Origin of the sequence: Gilliamella sp. wkB171 (assembly GCF_001693755.1) — a bacterium.
Classification (GTDB): domain Bacteria; phylum Pseudomonadota; class Gammaproteobacteria; order Enterobacterales; family Orbaceae; genus Gilliamella; species Gilliamella apicola_F.
Genome location: NZ_LYST01000043.1, coordinates 184,015 through 209,999, shown reverse-complemented (window position 1 = coordinate 209,999; position 25,985 = coordinate 184,015). Strand labels below are relative to the sequence as shown.

General features: G+C 36.3%; 21 protein-coding genes and 1 other RNA gene. 6 read left to right on the top strand and 16 right to left on the bottom strand.

What is annotated here, in order from left to right; genetic code table 11:
- Positions 1–85: 85 nt before the first annotated feature.
- Complete coding sequence (locus A9G03_RS07005; protein ID WP_065798801.1) at positions 86–1,336, bottom strand: MFS transporter; 1,251 nt, start codon at positions 1,334–1,336, stop codon at positions 86–88.
- A gap of 120 nt (positions 1,337–1,456) precedes the next feature.
- Positions 1,457–2,221: a gluconate 5-dehydrogenase gene (idnO, locus tag A9G03_RS07000; RefSeq protein ID WP_065633330.1), complete on the bottom strand. Its 765-nt coding sequence runs from the start codon at positions 2,219–2,221 to the stop codon at positions 1,457–1,459.
- A gap of 249 nt (positions 2,222–2,470) precedes the next feature.
- On the opposite strand from idnO, the gene purH reads away from it, so the two are divergent.
- The 5 genes from purH (at position 2,471) to A9G03_RS06975 (ending at position 9,488) form a co-directional block, all read left to right on the top strand.
- Entirely contained in the window at positions 2,471–4,063 is a 1,593-nt protein-coding gene (gene purH, locus A9G03_RS06995; RefSeq protein WP_065633331.1) for a bifunctional phosphoribosylaminoimidazolecarboxamide formyltransferase/IMP cyclohydrolase, read from the top strand.
- Positions 4,064–4,178: 115 nt separating this feature from the next.
- Entirely contained in the window at positions 4,179–5,471 is a 1,293-nt protein-coding gene (purD, locus tag A9G03_RS06990; RefSeq protein ID WP_065633332.1) for a phosphoribosylamine--glycine ligase, read from the top strand.
- Positions 5,472–5,713: 242 nt separating this feature from the next.
- Positions 5,714–8,104: a ribonuclease R gene (gene rnr / locus A9G03_RS06985; RefSeq protein WP_065633333.1), complete on the top strand. Its 2,391-nt coding sequence runs from the start codon at positions 5,714–5,716 to the stop codon at positions 8,102–8,104.
- On the top strand, positions 8,105–8,860 hold the full coding sequence (rlmB, locus tag A9G03_RS06980; protein WP_065798800.1) for a 23S rRNA (guanosine(2251)-2'-O)-methyltransferase RlmB: 756 nt from the start codon (positions 8,105–8,107) through the stop codon (positions 8,858–8,860).
- Positions 8,861–8,864: 4 nt separating this feature from the next.
- On the top strand, positions 8,865–9,488 hold the full coding sequence (locus A9G03_RS06975) for a hypothetical protein (protein ID WP_065798799.1): 624 nt from the start codon (positions 8,865–8,867) through the stop codon (positions 9,486–9,488).
- 122 nt (positions 9,489–9,610) lie between these two features.
- On the opposite strand, the gene A9G03_RS06970 is transcribed toward A9G03_RS06975, so the two are convergent.
- The 14 genes from A9G03_RS06970 to A9G03_RS06905 all read right to left on the bottom strand — a co-directional run bounded on the left by A9G03_RS06970 (position 9,611) and on the right by A9G03_RS06905 (position 25,098).
- The gene (locus tag A9G03_RS06970) at positions 9,611–11,071 is read right to left on the bottom strand and encodes a catalase (RefSeq protein ID WP_065798798.1); all 1,461 of its coding nucleotides are present in this window, start codon (positions 11,069–11,071) and stop codon (positions 9,611–9,613) included.
- A 235-nt stretch (positions 11,072–11,306) separates the two neighbouring features.
- Positions 11,307–11,852 carry a 5-formyltetrahydrofolate cyclo-ligase gene (locus tag A9G03_RS06965; protein ID WP_065798797.1) on the bottom strand — a complete coding sequence of 182 codons (546 nt, stop codon included), beginning with the start codon at positions 11,850–11,852 and terminating at the stop codon, positions 11,307–11,309.
- Between the two features lie 31 nt (positions 11,853–11,883).
- Positions 11,884–12,064, bottom strand: a non-coding RNA gene (ssrS, locus tag A9G03_RS06960) — 6S RNA.
- 65 nt (positions 12,065–12,129) lie between these two features.
- Positions 12,130–12,414, bottom strand: a complete 285-nt coding sequence (gene zapA / locus A9G03_RS06955; RefSeq protein ID WP_065633338.1) for a cell division protein ZapA — start codon at positions 12,412–12,414, stop codon at positions 12,130–12,132.
- Between the two features lie 7 nt (positions 12,415–12,421).
- Complete coding sequence (dxs, locus tag A9G03_RS06950; RefSeq protein ID WP_065798985.1) at positions 12,422–14,284, bottom strand: 1-deoxy-D-xylulose-5-phosphate synthase; 1,863 nt, start codon at positions 14,282–14,284, stop codon at positions 12,422–12,424.
- 14 nt (positions 14,285–14,298) lie between these two features.
- The gene (gene ispA, locus A9G03_RS06945) at positions 14,299–15,171 is read right to left on the bottom strand and encodes a (2E,6E)-farnesyl diphosphate synthase (protein ID WP_065798796.1); all 873 of its coding nucleotides are present in this window, start codon (positions 15,169–15,171) and stop codon (positions 14,299–14,301) included.
- Positions 15,161–15,406, bottom strand: coding sequence for an exodeoxyribonuclease VII small subunit (xseB, locus tag A9G03_RS06940; protein WP_065633340.1), 246 nt, complete (start codon positions 15,404–15,406; stop codon positions 15,161–15,163). The genes ispA and xseB overlap by 11 nt, the downstream gene beginning before the upstream one ends.
- 151 nt (positions 15,407–15,557) lie before the next feature.
- On the bottom strand, positions 15,558–16,907 hold the full coding sequence (gene rmuC, locus A9G03_RS06935) for a DNA recombination protein RmuC (protein WP_065798795.1): 1,350 nt from the start codon (positions 16,905–16,907) through the stop codon (positions 15,558–15,560).
- Between the two features lie 3 nt (positions 16,908–16,910).
- The gene (gene epmA / locus A9G03_RS06930; protein ID WP_065633342.1) at positions 16,911–17,885 is read right to left on the bottom strand and encodes an elongation factor P--(R)-beta-lysine ligase; all 975 of its coding nucleotides are present in this window, start codon (positions 17,883–17,885) and stop codon (positions 16,911–16,913) included.
- A 68-nt stretch (positions 17,886–17,953) separates the two neighbouring features.
- On the bottom strand, positions 17,954–20,311 hold the full coding sequence (gene mdoH / locus A9G03_RS06925; RefSeq protein WP_065798794.1) for a glucans biosynthesis glucosyltransferase MdoH: 2,358 nt from the start codon (positions 20,309–20,311) through the stop codon (positions 17,954–17,956).
- A 23-nt stretch (positions 20,312–20,334) separates the two neighbouring features.
- Positions 20,335–21,846 carry a glucan biosynthesis protein G gene (locus tag A9G03_RS06920; RefSeq protein ID WP_065633374.1) on the bottom strand — a complete coding sequence of 504 codons (1,512 nt, stop codon included), beginning with the start codon at positions 21,844–21,846 and terminating at the stop codon, positions 20,335–20,337.
- A 69-nt stretch (positions 21,847–21,915) separates the two neighbouring features.
- On the bottom strand, positions 21,916–22,581 hold the full coding sequence (locus A9G03_RS06915; RefSeq protein ID WP_065798793.1) for a hypothetical protein: 666 nt from the start codon (positions 22,579–22,581) through the stop codon (positions 21,916–21,918).
- 149 nt (positions 22,582–22,730) lie between these two features.
- Positions 22,731–22,967, bottom strand: coding sequence for a YecH family metal-binding protein (locus tag A9G03_RS06910; protein WP_065633345.1), 237 nt, complete (start codon positions 22,965–22,967; stop codon positions 22,731–22,733).
- 190 nt (positions 22,968–23,157) lie between these two features.
- Positions 23,158–25,098 (bottom strand): exoribonuclease II, encoded by a 1,941-nt coding sequence (locus A9G03_RS06905; protein WP_065798792.1) that lies wholly within the window; start codon positions 25,096–25,098, stop codon positions 23,158–23,160.
- 136 nt (positions 25,099–25,234) lie between these two features.
- Here A9G03_RS06905 and A9G03_RS06900 point away from each other — a divergent pair, with 136 nt between their 5' ends.
- Entirely contained in the window at positions 25,235–25,978 is a 744-nt protein-coding gene (locus tag A9G03_RS06900) for an alpha/beta fold hydrolase (protein ID WP_065798791.1), read from the top strand.
- Positions 25,979–25,985 lie beyond the last annotated feature (7 nt).

Here is a 25,985-nt window from a genome sequence, read left to right as displayed (position 1 = left end):
ATAAAAATAAAAAATAAATCCCATTATTGCTGTACTAAATAAGAAGATAATCGTTACTATTATCTTCCTATTTTTTAATGGATAACTACTGTTTAGGAGCTTTCACACTCGCCATTAATATTACTGATAAAATCAATGCAGCTCCCATAAAAACATATGAGGCTCCAGCACTGCCAGTTGCTGAGTTTATCACGCCAACAAGCCAAGCGCCAATAAATGCACCAAGTGCGCCGAAACTGTTAATTAAACCTATAGAAACCCCTGACACATTACTTGGTAATAATTCAGGGATTAATGCAAAAAAAGGACCATAAGGTGCGTACATACACCCAGCAGCAATTGATAATAATATAAAGCAGATCCAAAATTGATCACTTCCTAATATATAAGCGGTAAAAAAAGCGATCGTTGCAATTAATAATAAAGGCCAAACAAAAAGTTTTCGGTTTTGCAATTTATCTGAATAATAAGAGACAATTAACATCATTGTAATTGCAACAAGATATGGAATGGCTGAAAGCCAACCAACAGAGACAATATCGACATTACCGGCAGATTTAATAATTGATGGCATCCACATCATAAAACCGTAAACACCAATGCTCCATAGCGCGTGTACAGCACAAAGCTTAATGACATTTCCAGAACGTAAAGCCTCGCCATAATTGCGCATAGGTTTAATATTTTGTTGTTCTTTGTCCATCACCGCTTTAAAATCTGCTTTTTCTTGATCGGTTAACCAGTTTACTTGTGAAGGTTTATCTCGGACGACTATCCACCAAATTAGCGCCCAAAGGACGGCAGGAAGTCCTTCAATAATAAACATTTCACGCCAACCATAAAGATCGATTAAGTGAGCAGATACAATTGACATCCAAAGCACAGTAACCGGATTACCTAATATTAAAAACGTATTGGCTTTTGAACGCTCAGCTTTAGTAAACCAAGTACTAATGTAGATTAACATAGAAGGCATAACGGCAGCTTCAACAATACCTAAAACAAATCGGATGATCATTAAAGATGCAATATTAGTAACCATACCAGTTAATGCAGCACAACCTCCCCATAAAATTAGGCAAATAAAAATCAATTTTCGTACACTGCGTTTGACTGCGTAAATTGATCCGGGTACTTGAAAGAAAAAATACCCTAAGAAAAATAGGGCACCAATCAGTGATGAGGTACTTTTAGTGATACCAAGATCATTATTAATACCGGCTGCTGCGGCAAAACCATAATTGGCTCGATCTAAGTAAGCTAAACTATAGGTAATAAAAATAATAGGCATCAATCGCCACCAACGAGAGGGGGCTAGTTTGTTAGTGATATTCATATTGGTTCTCGTGATTTAATAATTAAGCAAATTGTTCAGTAGGTAAGGAGATATCGAAACCAAATACACGCATTGAATTGATAAAAAAGTGATTTGATAACGATCTCACCGTAAAAAACATCACACCGCAGATAACATACCGCCATCCACATAAAGAATATGTCCGTTGACAAAGTTCGATGCTGCTGACGATAAAAATACTGCTGAACCAATAAGCTCTTCAGGTTTTCCCCAGCGGGCAGCAGGTGTTCGTTGGCATAGCCATTTGGTAAATTCTGCATTTTCAACTAATGCTTTACACATTTCAGTATCAAAGTAGCCTGGACCAATACCATTAACTTGAATGTTGTAACGAGCAAGCTCAACACACATACCTTTTACCAGCATTTTTACCGCACCTTTCGATGCGGCATAAGGCGTAATTGTGTCGCGCCCTAATTCGCTTTGCATTGAACAAATATGAATAATTTTGCCTTGCTTGCGAGTAATCATATGTTTGGCAACCTGCTGTGATACTAAAAACACCGCTTTTTGATTAACATTGATAATGGCGTCCCAATCCGCTTCAGGAAATTCTGTAAATGGATGACGTCGTTGAATACCAGCATTATTGATTAAGATATCGATTGGTCCGATGTCTTGTTCAATATGCTCAATTGCTTGTTTAACTGAACTTGAGTTCGTCACATCAAAACCAATACCGACGGCATCAATACCTTGTTGGACTAATTGTGTTGCAGCATTTTTTGCTCTTTCATCGGTAATATCATTGATGATGATACTGGCACCATATTGTCCTAACCCTTTGGCTAATAAATTGCCAATACCTTGAGCCGAACCAGTAATTAAAGCGCGTTTGCCTTTTAAATCGAATAAAGATTGCATGTTTTTCTCCCTTTTCATAATAATGTTATGCATAACAGTTACGCATAACATTATTACTAAAAATAAAAAAAATAAAGTGAGCAAAGTCGTAATTGGCAGGAAAATCTCAGTTATGTGATCAAGTTCAAATATTATGGTCATCAATTTTTGATGGCTTTTTAGAAACTTAGTACTAAACATCTACCCTTGTTTTATATATAATAACCACTTCACTGACTTGGATGTAGAATATCAACTTCGGAGCCTTTCATGCAGCAGTATCGTCCTATCCGTCGCGCTTTATTAAGCGTTTCTGACAAAACCGGAATCATTGAATTTGCCAAAGCGCTATCAGCTAGAAAAATAGAACTCCTTTCCACTGGTGGTACCGCTAAATTGCTAATCGAAAATCAAATACCGGTAACTGAAGTATCTGACTATACGGGTTTTCCTGAAATGATGGATGGGCGAGTTAAAACCTTACACCCCAAAATTCATGGTGGAATTTTAGGTCGACGTGGCATAGATGATCAAATCATGCAAAATCATCACATCGAACCTATCGATATGGTTGTGGTTAACTTATATCCTTTTGCTCAAACCGTGGCTAAAGCCGATTGTACCTTGCAAGATGCGGTTGAAAATATTGATATTGGTGGACCAACTATGGTGCGATCTGCTGCTAAAAATCACAAAGATGTGGCTATTGTTGTTGATTGTGGTGATTATGCGACAATTATTGATATGCTCGATAAACAGCAAAATTCACTGACTTTCGAATACCGGTTTAATTTGGCGATTAAAGCTTTTGAACATACCGCTAAATATGATGGCATGATTGCTAATTATTTTGGAAGACTAGTGCCACCTTATTATGGTGAAACCGATAAACCTTCTGGTGAATTTTCTCGAACCCTTAATCTGCAATTTATTAAGAAACAAGACATGCGTTATGGCGAAAATGCCCATCAAAAAGCGGCTTTTTATATTGAAGAAGATCTTCAAGAGTCTTCAATTGCAACGGCTAAACAACTACAAGGTAAAGCACTTTCTTATAACAATATTGCAGATACAGATGCAGCACTTGAATGTGTAAAATCATTTGCTGAACCAGCTTGTGTGATTGTAAAACACGCTAATCCTTGCGGGGTTGCTGTAAGTGATAATATCTTAACCGCGTATTTAAATGCATTTAAAACTGATCCGACTTCGGCATTTGGTGGCATTATCGCTTTTAATCGAACATTAGATGCTAAAACAGCACAAGCTATTGTTGATAAACAATTTGTTGAAGTCATTATTGCGCCATCTGTGACGCCAGAGGCGTTAGCGATTACGCAAACTAAGAAAAATGTGCGTGTACTAGAATGCGGAAAATTATCAACATCGTCTAAAGCCAGCTTAGATTTTAAACGAGTAAACGGTGGACTTTTGGTGCAAGAGCGTGATTTAGGCACAGTTGATGAAACTCAATTGACTGTAGTAACTAAACGAAAACCAACAGCTAAAGAACTTTCAGATGCACTGTTTTGTTGGAAAGTGGCCAAATTTGTTAAATCAAATGCGATAGTTTATGCCAAGGATAATATGACAATTGGTATTGGTGCGGGGCAAATGAGTCGAGTATACTCAGCAAAAATTGCTGGAATTAAAGCACAAGATGAAAATTTACAAGTTGCAGGTTCAGTTGTTGCCTCTGATGCTTTTTTCCCATTTCGAGATGGTGTTGATGCAGCCGCAGCGGTGGGCGTCACCTGTGTGATTCAGCCGGGAGGATCGATTCGTGACGACGAAGTTATACAGGCAGCAGATGAACATAATATTGCGATGATTTTTACCCATATGCGTCATTTTAGGCATTAATAATTATTAATTTAGTGAATATTGAATTGATTAAATAAGCAGATTGTTATATTTAGCTTAGTTAGAACTCAAAATTCAACTTCCTTTTTAGGTTGAAGTATTTAAAGGATCTTTTATGAAAGTTTTAGTCATTGGTAATGGTGGGCGTGAACATGCTCTAGCTTGGAAAGTCGCACAATCACCATTAGTTTCAAAAGTCTTTGTTGCACCCGGCAATGCAGGTACTGCGCTTGAACCGAATTTAGAAAATATTAACATTAAAGCAACGGACGTTGGGGGATTGTTAAATTTTGCACAGCAAGAACAAATCGATTTAACCATTGTCGGACCTGAAGCCCCATTAGTCATAGGTGTGGTAGATAGTTTTCAAAAAGCAGGATTAAAAATTTTTGGTCCGACAAAATCTGCCGCACAATTAGAAGGATCTAAAGCATTTACTAAAGATTTTCTAGCCAGACATCATATACCTACTGCAGAGTATCAAAATTTTACCGAAGTTACTCCGGCCATTGAATATATTCGTCAAAAAGGCGCGCCAATTGTTATTAAAGCCGATGGTCTTGCGGCAGGTAAAGGGGTGATTGTTGCAATGACTATAAAAGAAGCTGAAGATGCAGTGCGCGATATGTTAGCGGGTAATGCCTTTGGTGATGCTGGGCACCGAGTTGTCATTGAAGAGTTTTTAGAAGGTGAAGAGGCCAGCTTTATTGTCATGGTTGATGGTAAAAATGTCGAACCTATGGCAACGAGCCAAGATCATAAACGTGTTGGTGATGGTGATGTTGGTTTAAATACTGGTGGTATGGGCGCTTATTCGCCAGCCCCTGTTGTTACTGATGAAGTTTTCAGGCGAGTGATGGATCAAATTATTTACCCGACAATCAATGGTATGGCTGAGGAAGGTAATGTTTATGTTGGCTTTTTATATGCTGGGTTAATGATTGACAAAGAAGGTAATCCTAAAGTCATTGAATTTAATTGTCGATTTGGTGATCCTGAAACGCAACCTATTATGATGAGACTGCAATCTGATTTAGTGAAACTTTGCCTTGCAGCTGTGGATGGTAAATTAGATACCGTCAAATCGAAATGGGATCCAAGACCTGCCTTAGGTGTCGTATTGGCCGCCGGTGGTTATCCTGGTGAATATAATACCCAAGATGTCATTCTTGGTTTACCAACAGAATCAACTCAAGATTGTAAAATATTTCACGCTGGCACCAGTTTAGAAAAAGGACGCGTTTATACCAATGGTGGTCGAGTTCTTTGCGTAACAGCTTTAGGTAATACAGTGCTTGAAGCACAGAAGCGCGCTTATGAACAAATTAAAGATATTTATTGGCATGGTTGTTTTTATCGTAAAGATATTGGTTATCGGGCAATAGAACGAGAAAAGCTCAATCAATAAATGACACTATACAATGATGGCGCTAATAACAGCGCCATATTTTTAATGTAGGCGAAATAAAAAAACATAATAAAAAAATCATAGTAATAACTTTAAAAAAATTAAATAAAATCAATAGAAATACTTCTATTTTTAATCAGTAAGGTAGGTAAAGATTATTCCTGCCAGATCAATAATGTTCGTTTTAAGTTATACCACTCTATGTTATGCTAACAGCAATATTAGATCACCGGATATCCCTTATGATAAAAGATCCCTTCTTTGATCGAGAAGCAGAAAAATATGAATCTCCCATAGCGAGCCGCGAACTTATTTTGGATTATTTAACTAAAGAAGCCAAACCCGCAAGTTTAGAGAAAATTGCGCAGGCTGTTGCAATTAAAAATGAAGAGCAAAAAGTTGCATTACATCGTCGTTTGCGCGCAATGGAGCGTGATGGGCAAGTGGTATTTACACGCCGTAAATGCTACGCCTTGCCAGAAAAATTTGCGATGGTTAAAGGCAGTGTCATTGCGCATCGTGATGGGTTTGGTTTTTTGCGTGTAGAAGGTCAACCTGAAGATTACTTTTTATCGCCAGATCAGATGAAAAAGGTACTGCAAGGTGATGTCATTTTAGCTCAACCAATGGGTAATCAATATCGTGGAAAAACAGAAGCGCGTGTTGTTCGTATTTTAGAACCTCGTAGTAATCAAATTGTTGGGCGTTATTTTATTGAACAAGGTGTTGGGTTTGTGGTACCGGATGATAGCCGTTTAAACTTCGATATTTTAATTGCTGGCAAACCTAATCTCACTGTGCGTATGGGCGCAGTGGTGGTGGTTGAGTTGCAAAAGCGCCCTGAACGCCGCCAAAAAGCAGTCGGTATTATTAAAGAGGTTCTTGGTGAAATCATGGGGACCAATTTAGCTATCGATATTGCACTACGTAATCATGAAATTCCTTATGAATTACCTAAACCTGTCGAAAAAGAAGTGAGCAAATTTAGCGATCACGTTCCAGAAAGTGCGAAAAAAGGTCGTAAAGACTTACGAGACCTTCCTTTAGTGACTATTGATGGTGAAGATGCTCGTGATTTTGATGATGCGGTGTATTGTCAAAAAAATCGAGGTGGAGGCTATCGATTATGGGTCGCCATTGCAGATGTTAGTTACTATGTTCGTCCCGGTAAACCGCTTGATAAAGAAGCGTGCTTACGTGGTACCTCGGTTTATTTCCCGTCACGCGTTGTGCCAATGTTACCAGAAGAGCTATCTAATGGGCTTTGTTCACTCAATCCACAAGTTGATCGGTTATGTTTAGTTTGTGAAATGACGGTATCAAACAAAGGTCGATTAACAAGTTATCAATTTTATGAAGCGGTAATGAATTCGCATGCTCGGCTAACCTATACTAAAGTGGCTAAAATTTTAGAGGGTGATCGCGAGTTACAAGAACATTATCATGATTTAGTCCCTCATCTAGAAAATCTTTATGGATTATATAAGGTGCTCGATAATTCAAGAGTCTTGCGTGGTGCGATAGGTTTTGAGTCAGAAGAACCAAAATTTATTTTTAATGCCGATAAGCGCATTGAAAGTATTGAGCTCGTACAGCGTAATGTTGCCCATAAAATTATTGAAGAGTGCATGATTTTAGCTAATGTGGCAGCGGCCAAATTGGTTATTAAGGCAAACGTGCCTTCACTGTTTCGCGTCCATGATAAACCAGATGAAGATCGCATGAATAATTTGCGAAGTATTTTGAGCGAATTAGGCGTATCACTAGGTGGCGGAACTAATCCTAAATCTAAAGATATTGCTCAATTGATGTTAGCAATTGAAGAACGCCCTGATCACGAAATGCTACAAACGGTGATACTTCGTTCCATGAAGCAGGCTATCTATGATCCAGAAAATCGAGGCCATTTTGGTTTAGCGTTAGATGAATATGCGCACTTTACTTCGCCAATTCGTCGCTATCCTGACTTATTATTGCATCGTACGATTAAATGGATTTTAGCCAACGAGCTTGATAAAACCAGTAAAACAGGTGGACACCTTTATACTATGAATGAAATGCTCTATTTTGGCGAGCATTGCTCAATGACTGAAAGGCGAGCTGATGAAGCAGTACGCGATGTTGTCGATTGGCTTAAATGCGATTATATGCAAGATCATGTTGGTGAAGTATTTAATGGCACTATTTCAAGTGTGGTTAATTTTGGCTTTTTTGTCCGTTTAGATGATCTGTTTATTGATGGTTTGGTTCATGTATCCTCGCTAGAAAACGATTATTATATTTTTGATCCATCACGTAATCGTTTAATTGGTGAAAATACTCGTTACAGTTATCGTCTGGGTGATAAAGTCCAAGTTAAAGTGGACAATGTTAATCCAGAAGAGCGTAAAATTGATTTTTCATTGGTGGGCAGCAATAATAAACCAATGCGTCAAGGTAAAACAGCGAAGACTAAATCGAAACAAGAACAGAAAAAGCCAAAAATTGATGGACCTGTTAAGCGCAAAAGTAAAAAATCTACCAGCAAAAATAGTGAAAAATCTAAAAGTAAAATTGAAAGTAAACCTAAAAGTAAAAACAGTAACCGAGCAAAGTCAAAAACCAGTAATAAACGAAAAAAGAGTAGCAAATAGATGAGTGAAACAGTTTATGGCATTCATGCCATTGAAGCACTGCTTAACCGTGCGCCCGAAAGAATTATTGAAGTATTTATTATTAAAGGTCGAGAAGATAAACGCCTTATTTCACTGGTTCATCAACTTGAACAGTTAGGTTTACCGGTGAAAATAACCAACCGTCAATGGCTTGATGAAAAATCTAAAAACGGTGTTCATCAAGGTATTTTAGCTATGGTAAAACCTTGTCGAAGTTATCAAGAAAATGATATTCCATTGTTGATGGAGCAACAATCGAATCCCGTTATATTGATTTTAGATGGTGTCACTGATCCGCATAATTTAGGTGCCTGTATACGAACGGCTGATGCTGCTGGTGTTAATTTTATTATTGTGCCTAAAGATCGCTCCGCTTCGCTAAACTCTACAGCACAAAAAGTTGCTTGTGGTGCGGCTGAAAGTGTGCCGGTGGTTAGAGTGACCAATTTAGCGCGTACAATGCGTATGTTGCAAGATGAATATCAAGTTTGGATTGTGGGTACTGCTGGTGAAGCAGATAAAACACTTTATCAAACCAATTTTTTTACTAAACCAACCTCTCTTGCTTTAGTCATGGGCGCAGAAGGAGAAGGCATGCGTCGATTGACGAAAGAACATTGTGATGAACTTGTGAGTATACCGATGGCAGGAATTGTCTCATCGCTTAATGTATCGGTAGCTACAGGCGTTTGCTTATTTGAAATTGTTCGGCAAAAAGGACAATCACAAGGATAACAATATGTTAGGATTGTTAAAAAAACTCTTGCCCAAAAAACAACAAAAACCGCTGTCTGAGCGGGATCTTAATGGACGTAACAGGGTTGGTTATCCAACCCTGCAAATTTCACATGAAATTGATAAGTTAGTTAAAACACAGTATCGTCCAATTAAAACGATCGTAAATATGTACAAAGATACGCTGTTTTTTAAGTGGGGTCCAAGTGTTATCAATAAGGTTTTAACTAACGAGCAGTTAGCAAATCTATCGGGACGTAATGTTCAAATGGTCTATTTGCTACTGTTTCGTGACATGCTAAGACATATTTCTGATTTTGTGAAAATGAAAAATGTTGCAGAAAATTGGCCAGATATCTTCGCACAGCAAGTACTGGATAATTGCAAAATGCTCAGTGATGAAGATGATAATGATATCGCTAAAAAACAACCGTTATTTGCCAATACGCAGCGTTATGCTATTGAGACTCCAATAGATGATAAGCATTCAGACAATACCGACATACCCGATTGGACAGTGCCACTTGCCGAGTTGATCATGGTTTCACCTGATATGATATATAAATGCCATAGGCCATTAGTGTCGATTATTTTAAAAAAATTTAATAAAAAAAATAAAGCTAAATAATTTTAATCAAGTTAATTAATTTTTTATAGATATTTATAACAACGCTTTTTTAAATAATATTCATGTTGTTTTAAAAAAATAAAAAAGCCGACGTTATTAAGTCGGCTTTTCTTGTTTATGAGTTAATCTTTGATTAAATTCACATCAATACCGAGACCTTTAGCGACACCTTGTCCATAGTCTGGGTGAGCTTTATAGAAGTGTTTTAATTGACGAATTTGTATATTGCGATCAACATTCTTCATCGATCCAACAATATTATCAATTAATAGTTGTTTTTGTTCTGGACTCATTAATTTAAATAATGCACCTGGTTGCGAATAGTAATCACCATCAACACGGTGGTTATGCTTATCCATTGTACCGGCTGGCACATGCATTGGCGGTTCGGCATATTGAGGTTGCTCTTTAGGTGCACTGTCAACGCTATTGGGTTCATAGTTAGGTGCGTTATCAGGACTATAAAAGCGCATTGAACCATCACGTTGGTAATTATGCACAGGACATTTAGGCGCATTGATCGGTAGTTGCTGATAATTCGTACCAATTCGATAACGGTGAGCATCGGCATAGGCAAAAACACGTCCTTGCAACATTTTATCTGGTGATAAGCCTGTTCCAGGTACCACATTACTTGGTTCAAAAGCGGATTGTTCAACTTCTGCAAAGTAGTTTTCTGGATTGCGATTAAGCTCCATCACACCGACTTCGATTAATGGGAATTGTTTTTGTGACCAAACTTTAGTGACATCAAAAGGGTTTTCTGGGTGTTGATTGGCTTGTTCTTCAGTCATCACTTGCATATAAAGCCGCCATTTTGGATAGTCGCCACGTTCAATCGCTTTGAATAGATCTTCTTGAGCTGAATCAGGATTCGTTCCATCCATTTCTGAGGCTTTTTTAGGATCTATATTTTTGATTCCTTGTTCCGTTCTGAAATGCCATTTCACCCAAGTTCTTACCCCATCTTTATTGATAAGGCTATAAGTATGACTACCATACCCATGCATATGGCGATAACCGTCAGGAATACCTCTATCAGAAAATAAAATGGTCACTTGATGAAGTGATTCTGGTGATAAGGACCAAAAATCCCACATCATTTGCGGATCTTTTAGATTTGTTTTGGGATCACGCTTTTGGGTATGAATAAAATCAGGGAATTTAATTGCATCACGAATAAAAAATACTGGCGTATTGTTGCCAACGATATCCCAATTTCCTTGATCTGTATAAAATTTTACTGAAAAACCACGTGGATCACGAGCTGTATCAGAAGAACCGCGTTCACCACCTACGGTTGAAAATCGCACAAAAACGGGTGTTTGTTTTCCAACATTGGCAAATATACTAGCAAATGAATATTTTGTTATATCATTTGTTACTGTAAAAGTACCGTGTGCTCCAGAACCCTTGGCGTGGACTCGACGTTCAGGAATATTTTCGCGATTGAATTGAGCGAGTTTTTCGATAAGTTGGTAATCATCGAGTAATACAGGGCCTCGAGGACCAGCAGTGCGAGAATTTTGATTATCGGCAATTGGTGCGCCGTTGTTGGTGGTTAATACTTTATTTTCTGACATTGCAATACTCCTTTTTGAATATTTATAAAGTACTTTCAAGAATATTCATCTCCATTTGGAATTAAATATTGACTCAAAAGACAAAAGAATAGGGCGGTAGTGCATGATAAAAAGTTAACGCTAAATTATTATATCGCTAAATTTGGTTTTTATCATAGATAAATAAAATAAATTGATGTTTTTTGAGGGTAATAATGCGAATGATTCGTATTTATTCTTTGGGGTTGGTTATCAGTTAAGCATAAATAATTTCTGGCAATCGAACATCCCAAGGTTGATTATTGATTCTTTCGACTTTTTGACAGGCAAAAGCGAGTCCAATAGGTTTAATATTATATATTCGATAGTTTTCAAGTAGCCTATCATAATAGCCACCGCCCATTCCCATTCGGTATCCTCGTTCATCAAATGCAACCAATGGCGTGAAGATAATATCAAGTTTTTGATACGGTATGACAGTTAAAACATTTAGAGCCGGTTGTGAAATACCAAACTGATTTTTTGATAAAGGTGTATTTGGGGTATAGTGTAAAAATAGTAAATGTTTTGTATCAAATGGATGAATAACCGGTAAATAAACAGATTTGTTTTGTTGCCAAAGGTATTCAATTATAGGTATCGTATCGATTTCACCATCAAATGGTAGAAATATTGCTATATTTTGGGCTGAATTAACATCGGCATGGTGGGTAATTTTACGATAAATATCTTGCTGAGCAACTTGGCGTTCATGGTGGGATAATTGTCGTCTTTTTTGACGGATAATCTGTCTAATGTTCATCAATTACCACTACAAAGTCAAAACAATGAAAGGCACTCCAAGATGTCGTTAGGGTCGTAACCCTTGAACCCAAGGTTCAAGGTGAACAGCATGTTCCAATTTTTAGGTTTCCTTATAAATAAGGCATACACACCAATTGAAAATCACACCGTTCTAAAGTAAAGAATATCGGCTCAGGGGACTAACCCATATCGCGAACATCTCAGAGATGGGTATAATATTACTAAAATTAACAAATGATACAAGATCGTTTTGATTAAATTTACAATTAAAACCGTTAATTGTTGCTATTTAAAGCTGAATCAAGTAATTGTTGTAACATTTTTAATCTATCGCTGAATTCATTACTTTTTTCTTTTTCTTTTGTTAGTTCGTAAGAAATATTCAGTGCTGCGGTCATAATGAGTTGTTCACTACTTATTTGTGATGACTTTTCACGTAAATTATTTAAGCGCGCATCTAAGTCTTTTGCGGCATTAGCGAGTGCGTCAACTTCATCAACCGGACAATTAAATTTTAAAGTACGTCCAAAAATTTGAATAGTGACAGCTTTAGTTTCCATATTTAACCTATTGTTTTATAAAATTATTAATTTTTTTGATAATATGTTCACAGTTTAAACCCAGTTCATTGCGAACCTCAGTTTGTGATCCTTGCGCAATAAACTTATCAGGTAACCCAATATTTAAAATATCACATTTTATTTTTTTCGATAATAAAAATTCACAGACGCCACTGCCAGCTCCGCCTTTGATACTGTTTTCTTCAACAGTGACCAGTATATTATGTGTTTGGCTAATGTGCAAAAGGACTTTTTCATCCAATGGCTTTACAAAACGCATGTCTATGACTGTAGCATTAATTTGATTGGCCGCCTGTAAAACTTCAGGCAGTAATGTGCCAAAATTGAGTAAAGCTATGTTTTGCCCTTCACGGCACAATTTTGACTGACCTAACGGTATTGTCTGTAACGGTTTTAATACAGCACCAATACCTTCACCACGAGGATAACGCACAGCAGCAGGGCCATGATGTAAATAACCAGTATAGAGCATTTGTCGACATTCGTTTTCATCGCTTGGTGTCATAATAACAAAATTGGGTATACAGCGTAAAAAGCTTAGATCAAACGCACCTTGATGCGTTTCACCATCAGCGCCAACAATCCCAGCTCGATCAATAGCAAATAGCACAGGTAAATTTTGAATGGCAACATCATGAATAACTTGATCATAAGCGCGTTGTAAAAATGTTGAGTATATGGCAACTACAGGTTTAAAACCGCTGATTGCAAATCCTGTTGCCAGCGTGACAGCATGTTGTTCTGCAATGGCGACATCAAAAAACTGATCGGGATATTGATCAGCAAATTTTGTCATGCCTGATCCTTCACCCATCGCTGGCGTTATTGCAACTAGCTGTTTATCATGTTGTGCCATTTCACATAACCAATCACCAAAAACTTGTGAATAAGTTGGGGCAACTTTGTTGGCTTTGGGCAAAATTCCGTCAACGGGATTAAATTTAGGGACACCATGCCATAATGTTGGATCTTGTTCAGCTGGCGCATATCCTTTGCCTTTTTTGGTAATAATATGGAGTAGTTGTGGTCCTTTTAGTTGGCGCACTTTTTGCAATGTTAGAACCAAATTTTCAACATCATGTCCATCAACGGGGCCTATATAGTTAAAGCCAAGTTCTTCAAATAAAATAGCTGGTGTGACTAATCCTTTTAAATGTTCTTCCGTTTTTTTAAATAACTCTTTAAGTGGTGGAATATTGGCAAGTACTCGCTTACCACTTTCACGAAAAGAGGCATAAGCTTTACTCGATAAAATTTGGGTTAGATGTTGATTAAGCGCACCTGTATTTTCAGAAATTGACATGTCGTTATCATTAACAATCACTAACATATCTGGCTTGATATGCCCGGCATGGTTCATGGCTTCAAACGCCATGCCTGCAGTTAATGCTCCATCACCAATGACTGCGGCGACTTTTTGCCCTGATTGTTTTTTTTGTTCGCTAATAGCTATTCCAAGCGCAACACTAATCGATGTAGATGAGTGACCGGTTGTTAACACGTCATATTGACTCTCTTCACGATGAGGGAATGGATGTAATCCATCTTTTTGTCGAATCGTGAGCATCTTATCACGGCGGCCAGTTAAAATTTTATGTGGATAAGCTTGATGCCCAACATCCCATATAACCTTATCAAAGGGTGTATAATAAACATAATGTAATGCAACAGTTAATTCAATAACACCTAATCCGGATGCAAGATGACCACTTGATTTGCTAACGCTATCAAGTAAAAATTGTCTTAACTCGCGACAAATTTCGGGTAATTGAGACAAAGGATATCGTCTTAAATCTTCTGGCGAGTTAATGGTTTTTAGTAACGGATAATTATCCAAATTTATTGTCATCATTGAGCTATTGTTTAACTTTTACGATTAATAATAAAATCAGCCAGATTTTGTAATGGTTGGCTATCATAAGGTATTTGGCGAAGACTATCGATAGCTTGGTCATACAATGTTTGGGTCATTTTTATTGCTGATTGTAGTCCAATTAAGGCGGGATACGTGCTCTTTTCTTGCGCGATATCTGAACCTTGGGGTTTGCCCATAATTGCTTGATCACCGATTATATCTAAAATATCATCCTGAATTTGAAACGCTAACCCAATTGCTTGAGCATAACTGTCTAACATGGCATAGTAAGGTTTACTTTCTTCTCCACATGCCAAAGCACCAAGTCGGACGGCTGCTTTGATTAGTGCACCCGTTTTATAATTGTGTATTTGTTGTAAATGCTCAAGCGTGACAGTTTGATGTTCAGCTTGTAAATCCAGTGACTGCCCAATGCACATGCCATTTAATCCACTAGCTTTGGCAAGTTCAGCAATCATTGAAATTTTAGTTTGGTCATTAATGTGTTGGCTTTCAGAGAGTATAGTGAATGCTAACGTTTGTAAGGCATCGCCGGCTAATATTGCCTGTGCTTGCCCAAATTTTATGTGACAAGTTGGTTTGCCTCGACGTAAATCATCATTATCCATAGCGGGTAAATCGTCATGGATTAACGAATAGGTATGTATTGCTTCAATGGCTGCCGCAGCATCATCAAGCTTAGAGAGTGAACAATTAAACATCTGTCCTGTTAAATAAACCAGAATAGGCCTAATTCGCTTGCCCCCTGCTAACAAGCTATAACGCATTGCTTGTTGTAATTCGGAACAAGTAAACTGCGAAATATAGGTTGCTAAAAACGAATTAATCCGTTCTTGTAATACATTGAGACTATTCATCATGATTAATCGAGAATTCAGACAACTGCGCATCACTATTTTCAGATAATAATATCTGAATACGTTGTTCTGCTTGTTGTAATTGTTTTTGTCCTGTTCGGGCTAATTTAACCCCTTTTTCAAACTCATTTAATGCTTCATCTAATGGTAAATCACCATTTTCCAGTTGTGAAACAATCGCTTCAAGTTGCTTAAGTGTTTGTTCAAAACTTGGTTCTGTCACTGGTTTTTTTGCCATATGCGCTTCCTTTTTTGCGTAAATGAGTGTACACATAATTTCAATAAGGGTAAATAATATTATTTTGATGCTGAAATATGTGTTTCCTCTAAAAATTTAACAACATAGTAACTAGTGGTATTAACAATTTAAGATTATTAGACAATAACAGTTAATCTTCGTTTTCACTATCAACTTCATCTTTCGATATTAAAGCTAGATCAGGATTGATCGGTTTTTTAACTTCGATGCCCATTTCACGAAAACGTTCAATTTGTCCAATTATATTACCACGTCCTTTAGATAGTTTATTTAACGAATTTTGATAAGTTTGCTGGGCTTTATCAAGGCAATTGCCTAAGTTTTCCATATCTTCAATAAAACCACGAACTTTATCATATAATTTACTTGCTTTGTCGGCAATTAATTCAGCATTGCGATTTTGGTATTCATAGCGCCATAAGTTATGAATCGTACGTAAAGCAACTAATAATGTGGTTGGACTTACTATCATAATATTATTTTTTAAAGCATCGTTAATCAATGCAGGATCATGATCAATGGCGGATAAAAACGCTGGCTCAACAGGAATAAACATTAAAATATAATCTAACGAATTAATTCCATTAAGTTTATGATAATCTTTTTGGCTTAGTTGTTTTAAGTGATTACGTACAGCTGCTAAATGTTCAGTCATGGATTTACTTTTAATCGTATCATCATCACTATTAAAATAACGTTCATAAGCAACGAGGGTTACTTTCGAGTCAATGACCACATCACCACCTTGCGGTAAGTGAACAATAACATCTGGTTGCAATCGCAGATTGTTTTCATTGGTTAAATTAACTTGGGTATCATACTCATAACCTTCTCTTAGCCCTGAATTATCGAGTATTTGACTTAAAATAAATTCACCCCAATTACCTTGGGTTTTATTATTACCTTTTAAAGCGTTAGTTAGGTTGTTAGCCTCTTTTGTCATCTGCTCATTAAGTTGTTGCAAATTACGGATTTCATGCGTCAAGGTATGGCGTTCTTTTGCCTCTTGACCAAAGCTATCTTGTACCTGCTTTTTAAATCCTTCTAATTGCTCTTTTAGCGGAGAAAGTAAATAATCAAGGCTTTGCTTATTTTGTTGTTCTATTCTTTTACCACTTTGTTCAAAAATGCGATTAGCTAAATTTTCAAACTGAGTTGTTAGCCGCTGCTCACTTTGCTCAAGTATTGATTGTTTTTCATAAGCAGAGCTTCTTGTTTCTTCCAAACGGGTTTTTAGCTCAGTAATAGTTGCATTTTGTGTCACATATTGTAGACGATATTGATTGAGTTCATTTTCTAATTGTTGTAACTTTTCAGTCAAAGATTGATTTTCATGATTTTTTTGAGAAAGTTGCAATTCAACTAACTGATTTATATTATTTATAGTGAGTTTAGATTTAATCACTACAATTAATAATATCAATGCTATCACCGTCATGATGATAGCAAACCATTGCGTTAAACCTAAAGCTCCGAACATGGTTTAAGCCCTATCAAAAGTGAACGATATAACGTCATCTAAGGTCACTGAATTGAGGGCTAACATAATTAAGCGATCTAGACCTATAGCAACACCTGCACAATCCGGCAAACCTGACTCCATGGCGGCAAGTAATTCAATGTCAATATTTTGTTCTGGTAGATTTTGTTTAGAACGTTCTAAATTATTTTGCTCAAAGCGCTGTCTTTGCTCTTGTGAATTTGTTAACTCTTTAAAACCATTAGCAAGCTCAACCCCTTTGTAGTAAAACTCGAAGCGACCAGCTACGCGATGATCTTCGCTACTAATTGCAGCTAATGCGGCTTGGGAAGCTGGAAAGTGATACACTGCAATCGGTTTTTCAAGTCCAATATGCGGTTCTACGCCAAAAGTAAATAAGCATTGTAATAGCCCATCTTTGTCATAATCATCAACATTAATACCAATATCAAGTTGGTTAATGGCTTTTACTAATGTCGCGTGATCGGCTTCTAGTGGATCAATATTAAGATGACGTTGAAACGCCTTCTGGTACGAGACTCGTTCAGCAGGCTCACAGTCTAAAATAGTTTGTAATAGGTCATCGACTTCGTTAATCATTTGCATCATATCATACTGTATACGATACCATTCGAGCATGGTAAATTCCGGATTATGAAAACGACCAACTTCTTCATGATTACGAAAGCATTTGCATATTTGAAAGATTGGACCACTACCAGCGGCAAGTAGACGTTTCATATGATATTCAGGGCTGGTGATTAAAGACATCTTTCGTCCAAGTTGTTCGTCAAATTCACCTGGTTTAAAAAATGTTGTCGTAAATGAACTTAAATGCACATCTGTAACAGCATATTGGCTTAATGTCGGCGTTTCGACTTCTAATATACAGCGATCAGCAAAAAATTGTCGTACTTGTGAAATGATTTTTGCGCGCTTAAGTAAATTATTGATAGATGAGGAAGGTTGCCAAGTCATAAAAAAATATCCATGGATTTTGATTAGTTACTAAAAAAAAGAAAATAGGGCTAAAGCCCTATTTTTAATTACTGGCGTTCATTTTGCCACAAAGTGAATAAATTGTCGTATTTTTCTTGCTGTTGCCAAATATGACGATGAAGTGCAGAAAGAATAATTGGGTCTTCTAAAATTGCTAGTTGTTGTTCTTTCTTGATTTTTGTTAAGTCAACCTGTTCAAATTGTTCAATCAGTTCACTACGTTTTTGCTGATTTTTTACATTAGATATATGACGCGATGTAGATAATGCACAGGCTAATGCATTATATAAAGGGTCAACTAATGCCATTATAAAACCATGATCAACAATATTTGCTTCAGTTTTTACCAAATACTCACCTGTAAGCGTTATCGCTCTTGCTGGGTGGGTCTCTTCAGGAGTTAAAAACAAACCTGCTTTTTGCGCTTTGATACCAATACTTGATAAACCCGATACCCTAATGACCAGTGGTGAAATGGTTAATGGGATAAGTATGGCGATATACCATAATGTAAATTGCGGATTTAACCAAATAATAATACATAGCCAAACTATACCTAATAATGAAAGAGGCCAGCAAAAATAGAACGATTCTCCCCACGTTAAGGTATCATCGTTTCTCGATGGTGATTTCCATTGTACTTTACTCCCTAACCAGGCTTTTATCACAAATTTACTGTGAAAGATCATCCGTATTGGCGCTAAAATCATTGACCATATCATTTCAATAAATATTGATAGTGTTAATTTAAAGATCCCCCCCACCTCTTTAGCGCCTGTTTTAGCAATAATAATGCCGTAACTGAAAAATTTTGGCGCAAATAATAACACCATAGTGGTAGATAATAGTTGAATCGCTAAATTTTCATCCCATTTTGGCCAGGTAGGATAAAATTGGTTTGGCTGGAAAAAATATTGTTGATCTGACAAATTAAAAACTAATAGCAGTAATGTTGAGAAGATCAAAAATATCAACCATAACAGAGATGAGATATATGCCATACCACTGGTTAAAAACATAACACGGTGGGTTAGTGTAATACCACTTTTAAAAATTAAGCGTAAATTGATTAAATTCCCCATACACCAACGATTATCTCGTTTAAGGTCTTCAATCATATTTCCAGGTAACTCTTCATAGCTACCATTCATGTTATATGCAATCCAAACACCATAACCTGCTCGTCGCATTAATGAAGCTTCGACTAAGTCATGCGATAAAATATGAATAGAGCCTTTACGTTTTTGTAGTGGCGATAAAATACAGTGCTCAATAAATGGCTTTAAGCGAATCATCGCATTATGTCCCCAGTATTGGGCTTCACTGAGTTGCCAAAAGTGGGTTCCAGCACAGAAAATATCACTATAAATTTGGTTAGCAAATTGCTGAATTCGACCGTAAAGGGTTTTCATTCTGACTGATTTAGGCGGAGATTGTAAAATACCCGCTTTAGGTGTCATTTCCATCATGGCAATCATATTAAGTATGCAGTCACCTGTCATAATGCTATCAGCATCAAGAATTAGCATATATTCATATAGGTGTCCCCAACGTCGGCAAAAGTCATCAATGTTGCCACTTTTGCGCTTAACACGACGCTTACGATGGCGGTAAAAAACATTACAACCATTATTCTGTTTTTGGGCATTAAAATCAGCCCAAGCTTTTAGTTCATTGACATAAAGATCAGGATCATTGGTATCACTCAAAATATAGAAATCACAGCAAGCAGCGTTTCCAGTCTCGACTAATGATTGATAAGTTGCTTGTAATCCAGCAAACACACGAGCGACATCTTCATTACAAATTGGCATAACAAGGGCTGTGCGATGTTTGGGATCAATATGTGCTGCAGCATCTTTTGGAATCTCAATGGTATAACGATCTTTCCCCATAACAGCTAAAATAAGCCCCATAATACTGGTCCAAAATCCAATTGAGATCCAGGCAAATAAAATTGCAAAAAGAGCGATAATAAACCATTGTATAATATAAGGAATAATACTATATATTGCCAATTCAGGATTAATTGCCCAATTGGCCATAAAATTAATTTTTTGCCAGCTTTGATAAGGTAATAGTGTTGATAAATAGCTGGTACCAAAATAGGTTTGAACCACAATAAGCGCAAACATGATTAATCGGCGTATCAACGCTAAAATATTCAAGCCTGACTTCATTTTGGCGTGATAACGCTTATTCCATATTTGTGGTTGAATGGATACCCGTTCAACTTCCGGATAACTCGGCTGCTGCTTTCTTTCAGCGTTATAAGTTGAGGTATCACCAATTTGATTTAGACGATATTTTAAAAACTCACTATCATCTGAAGGGATATCATTGTTTTTTAAATTCTGGCGCCAACCATCTGCGCCAGAAAGAGTTGAAAAGTAATTGTTTTTCATATTATTGGCTTATTGTTATAGTTTTATTGTCCAGGATATTGACCGCTCCATGTTTCAGATAAAACTTCATTCGTTTTTTCTGATGCTAATTGGATGCGGATATCCGTTGGTTTTTTATTATCTTCAACATTAAATCGTACCAGTACTCGCCAACCTTTGATAACCGGATTGTACTGGACATCACAACTGACAATAGAACCATTATTGATGCTTGATATGACTTTCACCGGAACTTGTTCTGATAGTTGAGGCCCTGCAAAATCAATAACATAAGCATTAGAACCATCAAGTTTACGAATTAAGTTAGCCTGTTTAATGTCGCCAAGTGATAATCGCGTGCTAATTGCTCTTGCTATATTATCTGGATAGCGTTGTTGTTCATCCAATGAATAATGTAGGCGATATTTAAAACTAATACTGTCACCGGCTTTGTATTGTTTTTCTGGCACCCAATAAGAAACAATATTATCGTTGGTTTCATCTGCGGTCGGGATTTCAACTAATTCAACTCGCCCTTTGTGCCAGTCATCCAAAATTTCTGTCCAAACACTCGGACGTTGTTCATAGTGATCATCAAGATCTTGATAATCATCAAAGCCTTTATCTCGCTGAATTAACCCAAATCCTTTAGGATTATCTAAACTATATGATGAAAAAGACAAACGTTTTGGATTATTGAGTGGTCGCCAAATCCATTCGTTATTATTTGATAAAATTGATAATCCATTTGAATCATGCATCGCCGGACGATAATTAAGTAATGGCGAAGGTTGATTTGGTCCATATAAATACATGCTGGTTAATGGTGCAACACCGAGTTTTTTTACGCCATCTCGGAAAAATACTTTAGCTTCAACGGTAATTGTTGTATCGACACTCGGTACCAAAGTAAGTTTGTAAGCACCAGCGACGCGAGGAGAGTCAAGTAGTGCATAAATCACTAAATGTTTTTGATTAGGAAGCGGTCTTTCAATCCAAAACTCTTTAAATCGAGGGAACTCTTCACCAGACATTTCACCCGTATCAATGGCTAAACCTCTTGCTGAAAGCCCATAACGCTGATTTTTACCTACAGCTCTAAAGTAACTACCACCAAGTGCAGTGAAAATTTCGTCATCTGTTTTAGCCGGATTATTAATTGGATAATGGACTTTAAATCCAGCAAAACCAAGATGTTTTGTGTCTAACTTATCAAGATTAATTTTGCTTAAATCGAAGTAACTTGGATCAAATTTAATCTCGTTAACTTGGTTATTTACAATTTCATTGATTTTTACAGGTGTATCAAAATACATACCTTCATGATAAAACTCGAGTTTGAAACGGCTTTTTCGATCACTCCAATAAGCTTTTTGGTGATTAAATTGAATTTTCTGATAATCAGCGAATTGCAGCGATGATAGTTCGTTTGGAATATTTTTAGTTGGTTGTACATAAGCTTGTTTTGATAGATTTTCAGCTTGCGTTACCACATCATTAAACGAAAAAGCCCATGAAGAAAAACTGATACAAGAAGCCGACACTATGCAAAGCATCTTGCCAGTGAATGTTTTACTAAACTGACTAATTGGTAATAAATTGTGCATAAAAAACTCGCGTTAGGATTATCTAAAAATATTGATATAATTAATAATGTTATCTTTTGGATCGTCTAAACATTTTTCAAGAAAGTCACTTTTCATTTCTTGCAAAATACTTGGATTTTCATCAATTAAGAAGTGTGAATAATTATCTTTGATGATTTTAGCATGTAATGAAGACATCTCTTCTTCTGACATTTTGAATAAAGGTTGAAAGTAGCTAGAAACTTTCTGATTGTCATTGGTATAAACAGCAGCAAGAAAATCTGCCGAAAGGTCACAATAATTTTTTATATTAGCAGACGTTGCTTTTATTTTGCTTAATTCAATTTTATGTTCGGTCTGGTTTTCTTCAATAACTTTCTTAATTTGTTGGTTATATTTTAACTTGTAATATTCAGTCAGATAAAAATTCAACACGCAAGATGATTGGTTTTCATCATTTTGGCAACTTAATATGCCGGTTTTTTTAATGTAATTATCGAAGTTTTTTGTGCCAATAAGTTGCTGTAATTGTGTTTTTGCATTAACAACATATGGATTATTTAATTCGGTTTTTTGTTTTATTAATGTTAACTCATCTGATTCAATAGGCTGTTCAATTTTTTTCACCGGTGCAGCCGATCTATGTACACAACTGGCGACAAGAATAGGAACAATTGCGCAGATTAAAATGTTACTAATTTTCATATTAAATTCCATGAATATTTTTTAGAGTTGTAATTTGAGGGCTGGCTATTAATCTTTGCCCGAAATTATATACTCATATTCTATTAAATACACTATACGATTAATTTAAATTTATAACAGTCTCAAAACACTTAAACATATTTTGAAACTTAATGACGACAAATTTTTGTTTCATTGACCGTAAATTCAACATCAGTAACGGGTTTAAATTTACCTTTTAATTTTAAAAAACAGATAAGTTGTGTTGAATCCATATCAGTTTGAGAGCAAGTATGAAATTTAGCATGTTTTCCAAACTGTTTTTCGATAGCTTCCTTTAGAGATGATTCTGTATAGCTATTTCCAGCCATCATATGTAAGACTTCATGCCCATGAATTGATAACATAGTACCCTCTGCATCTTGCCTATCTAATTATAATAATTATTTTAATGAGTGAAGAAAGATATCAGATATTATCAAGAAAAAAAAGAGGTTAAGCGTTAAAATATCATTAATTATTAGTCAGTATTCCCCTGATTGATTTCAGGGGATAAATGACAAATTATTACTGCTTATCATGATAAAAAAATGTGCATTAGTGACTATCCGCTAATTTAACTATAATCGATTGATTTTCTTTTTTAACTTGATGGATAACCACTGAAATAGTATCGGTTAGTTTATAGCAAATTTCGTCTTTAATTTTGATAACGCCTTCTTCCGGAAGTGAGCAAATTTCTTCACGTATAGGATGAATCATTGACAGCGGTAAGAATGCAAAAGCGCCAATATCCGTTAAGCGTACCCGAGCACCACCGCGATTAATATCAATAATTTCAGCGGTAAAACAATTGCTAATTTTATCCGATAAATATTGTGCATAAAGATTTTCAGCCATATCACGCTCGGCTAAGCGTAATGTTTTACGCTTTTCACCCATTATTTTGAGTAGTTCTATGCTAGGTGACGTTAATGGAAGCTGGCGCAGGGAAGCTTTAATTAAACGATGGTTTATCATATCCCCATATTTTCGAATTGGCGAAGTCCATGTTGCATAAGCGTTAAATCCGAGTCCAAAATGTGGTCTTGGCTCAAGGGAAAAATCGGCAGGACTTTGAAATTTTCGCAGGCGCGAGGCTAAAAAGGTATTGTTATTGATGATACGGCGCAGCTGGATATACCCCTCAAACGATAATAAAGCATCTTTATCAAATTGCGTTAAGCCATGTTCATTTAAGATCTTTAAAATTTGCTCCATAAATTTAGGGTCAAAACCCGCATGGACGTTAAAAATACCAAAACCAATTTTGTCAGTTAAGTGCATGGTTAAAGCTTGATTGGCTATTATCATCACTTCTTCAACGATTTGGTTAGCAATACCGCGTGTTTCTTTAATAATTGATTTTACTTGTCGGTTCTCATCGAGTATAAAACGATAGTCGGTTATATCTTTAAATACCAAAGCATGACTTTGTCGCCACGCTGTTCTTAGTGTTGCTAGACTAGCTAACCAATTAAGTTGCTCCGGTATCGTTAAATTATCAGACAATAGTAAACTACCGTTTTCTAAAAAATCAGAAACATTGTGGTAACAAAGTTTCGCTTTCGATTCGATAAATGCAGGAATAAATGCAATTGCATTGTCATCAATATTACCATTGGCATCGATTTTTACTTCACACACCATTGCTGGTCTTTTTTGATTGGCTTTTAGTGAACAAAGCTCATCAGCAAGCTCTTTTGGCAGCATCGGGATATTAAAATCAGGCAAATACGTGGTAAAGCTTCTTTGTTTAGCGATATTATCGAGTTCACTATTTTCGGTTACATAAGCGGTAGGGTCTGCAATAGCTACTTTGAGTAGATAATTACCGTGCGCATCTTTTTCGATCGATATGGCATCATCCATATCTTCAGTATCTTCACTATCAATCGTAAAAAAGTTGATATAGGTTAAATCTTGACGATCGGTTAGCTCATTTGCTGCAATTGCCAATGTGTTAGCTGTTGGCGCTTTATCTTCTAAATTATAACGGGCTAACGTTTTTAACCAAGGAAGGTATGTAGAGTTATCTTCAGCAATGAAATGGATGACTTCGGCAAAAAAGCCGTTTTTACCTTCTTGCAACGGATGGGCAATCAGTGTTGCAGTTACCCAATCACCTTCTTTAATTTTTTCGGTAACGTGTTTATTAACTTTACAGCGAATAACAAGATTTTCTGGCATATTTTCAGCATGAATAATCATTGTGTTATCTTGAAAACCAATTTTTCCAATGAATTTTTGCAACGCACTTTCTATTAATATTTCTGGATCAAAAAACTCTTTATCATTATTGGCGATGATGGTTCCTGATACTTTATCGCCATGACACACCGTTTTCATTTTAGCAACAGGGATAAAATAGCTTGTTTTATTATCAACATCTAAAAATCCAAATCCTTTTTCGTGGGCTCTTACAACACCTTCAACGCGCGGTGTTTGTTGATGAAGTTCTTGTTTTAATTGGGCTAATAGTGGGTTATTTTGAAACATATGCCTTAACATTATTTGAAAAAATTAGTCTGGGATTTTATCATAGTTATTGCAATTTTTGTTATTGAATTGATTAATCATCTTAATGAAATTAGGCTTATAATAGTTAAGTTTTGATATGAAGGATTACGTAAAAATGAATTTACACTATAAATTACAAGGTGAAGGACAACCAATAATTTTTTTACACGGTGTGTTTGGCAGTTTGGATAATTCAAATATGTTAGCTAAGCACTTTGTATCTGATTATCAGACCATTCAAGTTGATTTGCGTAATCACGGCCAATCGCCATGGTCAAATGAGATGAATTTAAATGTTATGGCAGAAGATATTGCAGAGCTTTGTCATCATTTGCAATTAGATCAAATCATTTTAATTGGTCATTCAATGGGGGGCAAGGTTGCGTTGCGACTAACCCAAATTATTTCTGAAAAAATCAAAAAAATTGTCGCCCTTGATATTGCGCCGGTTAAATACCCGACTACGGATAATGCGCAGGTTTTAGAGTCGTTAAGTACTTGCCTTGCTGAAAACCTGACCGATAAAAAACAAATTATTGACCTTATGCAAAGTCAAGGACTATCAGAGGGAACAATCCAATTTTTGCTTAAATCTTTTAAAAATGGACATTGGTTATTTAATGCGAATGTGATTGTAAGTCAATATAGTCATTTACGTGATTGGCAACCTATTTCTCCTTGGACTAAGCCAACTTTGTTTATACGCGGGAGCAATTCCAATTATGTAATGCAACAATATTATGAAGCAATATTGCGTCAATTTCCCAATGCTGTGATAGAAACAATTGAAGGAGCCGGGCACAATGTTCATGCAGAAAAAACTCAGCAAGTTTTGCAACTTTTAAAACAGTGGCTTTAAGATAACT

What these genes read in the sequence shown, in the direction of transcription:
- A9G03_RS07005 (WP_065798801.1), bottom strand. Translation starts at nt 1,336, where the DNA reads ATGAATATCACTAACAAACTAGCCCCCTCTCGTTGGTGGCGATTGATG.
- idnO (WP_065633330.1), bottom strand. Translation starts at nt 2,221, where the DNA reads ATGCAATCTTTATTCGATTTAAAAGGCAAACGCGCTTTAATTACTGGT.
- purH (WP_065633331.1), top strand. Translation starts at nt 2,471, where the DNA reads ATGCAGCAGTATCGTCCTATCCGTCGCGCTTTATTAAGCGTTTCTGAC.
- purD (WP_065633332.1), top strand. Translation starts at nt 4,179, where the DNA reads ATGAAAGTTTTAGTCATTGGTAATGGTGGGCGTGAACATGCTCTAGCT.
- rnr (WP_065633333.1), top strand. Translation starts at nt 5,714, where the DNA reads ATGATAAAAGATCCCTTCTTTGATCGAGAAGCAGAAAAATATGAATCT.
- rlmB (WP_065798800.1), top strand. Translation starts at nt 8,105, where the DNA reads ATGAGTGAAACAGTTTATGGCATTCATGCCATTGAAGCACTGCTTAAC.
- A9G03_RS06975 (WP_065798799.1), top strand. Translation starts at nt 8,865, where the DNA reads ATGTTAGGATTGTTAAAAAAACTCTTGCCCAAAAAACAACAAAAACCG.
- A9G03_RS06970 (WP_065798798.1), bottom strand. Translation starts at nt 11,071, where the DNA reads ATGTCAGAAAATAAAGTATTAACCACCAACAACGGCGCACCAATTGCC.
- A9G03_RS06965 (WP_065798797.1), bottom strand. Translation starts at nt 11,852, where the DNA reads ATGAACATTAGACAGATTATCCGTCAAAAAAGACGACAATTATCCCAC.
- zapA (WP_065633338.1), bottom strand. Translation starts at nt 12,414, where the DNA reads ATGGAAACTAAAGCTGTCACTATTCAAATTTTTGGACGTACTTTAAAA.
- dxs (WP_065798985.1), bottom strand. Translation starts at nt 14,284, where the DNA reads ATGACAATAAATTTGGATAATTATCCGTTACTAAAAACCATTAACTCG.
- ispA (WP_065798796.1), bottom strand. Translation starts at nt 15,171, where the DNA reads ATGATGAATAGTCTCAATGTATTACAAGAACGGATTAATTCGTTTTTA.
- xseB (WP_065633340.1), bottom strand. Translation starts at nt 15,406, where the DNA reads ATGGCAAAAAAACCAGTGACAGAACCAAGTTTTGAACAAACACTTAAG.
- rmuC (WP_065798795.1), bottom strand. Translation starts at nt 16,907, where the DNA reads ATGTTCGGAGCTTTAGGTTTAACGCAATGGTTTGCTATCATCATGACG.
- epmA (WP_065633342.1), bottom strand. Translation starts at nt 17,885, where the DNA reads ATGACTTGGCAACCTTCCTCATCTATCAATAATTTACTTAAGCGCGCA.
- mdoH (WP_065798794.1), bottom strand. Translation starts at nt 20,311, where the DNA reads ATGAAAAACAATTACTTTTCAACTCTTTCTGGCGCAGATGGTTGGCGC.
- A9G03_RS06920 (WP_065633374.1), bottom strand. Translation starts at nt 21,846, where the DNA reads ATGCTTTGCATAGTGTCGGCTTCTTGTATCAGTTTTTCTTCATGGGCT.
- A9G03_RS06915 (WP_065798793.1), bottom strand. Translation starts at nt 22,581, where the DNA reads ATGAAAATTAGTAACATTTTAATCTGCGCAATTGTTCCTATTCTTGTC.
- A9G03_RS06910 (WP_065633345.1), bottom strand. Translation starts at nt 22,967, where the DNA reads ATGTTATCAATTCATGGGCATGAAGTCTTACATATGATGGCTGGAAAT.
- A9G03_RS06905 (WP_065798792.1), bottom strand. Translation starts at nt 25,098, where the DNA reads ATGTTTCAAAATAACCCACTATTAGCCCAATTAAAACAAGAACTTCAT.
- A9G03_RS06900 (WP_065798791.1), top strand. Translation starts at nt 25,235, where the DNA reads ATGAATTTACACTATAAATTACAAGGTGAAGGACAACCAATAATTTTT.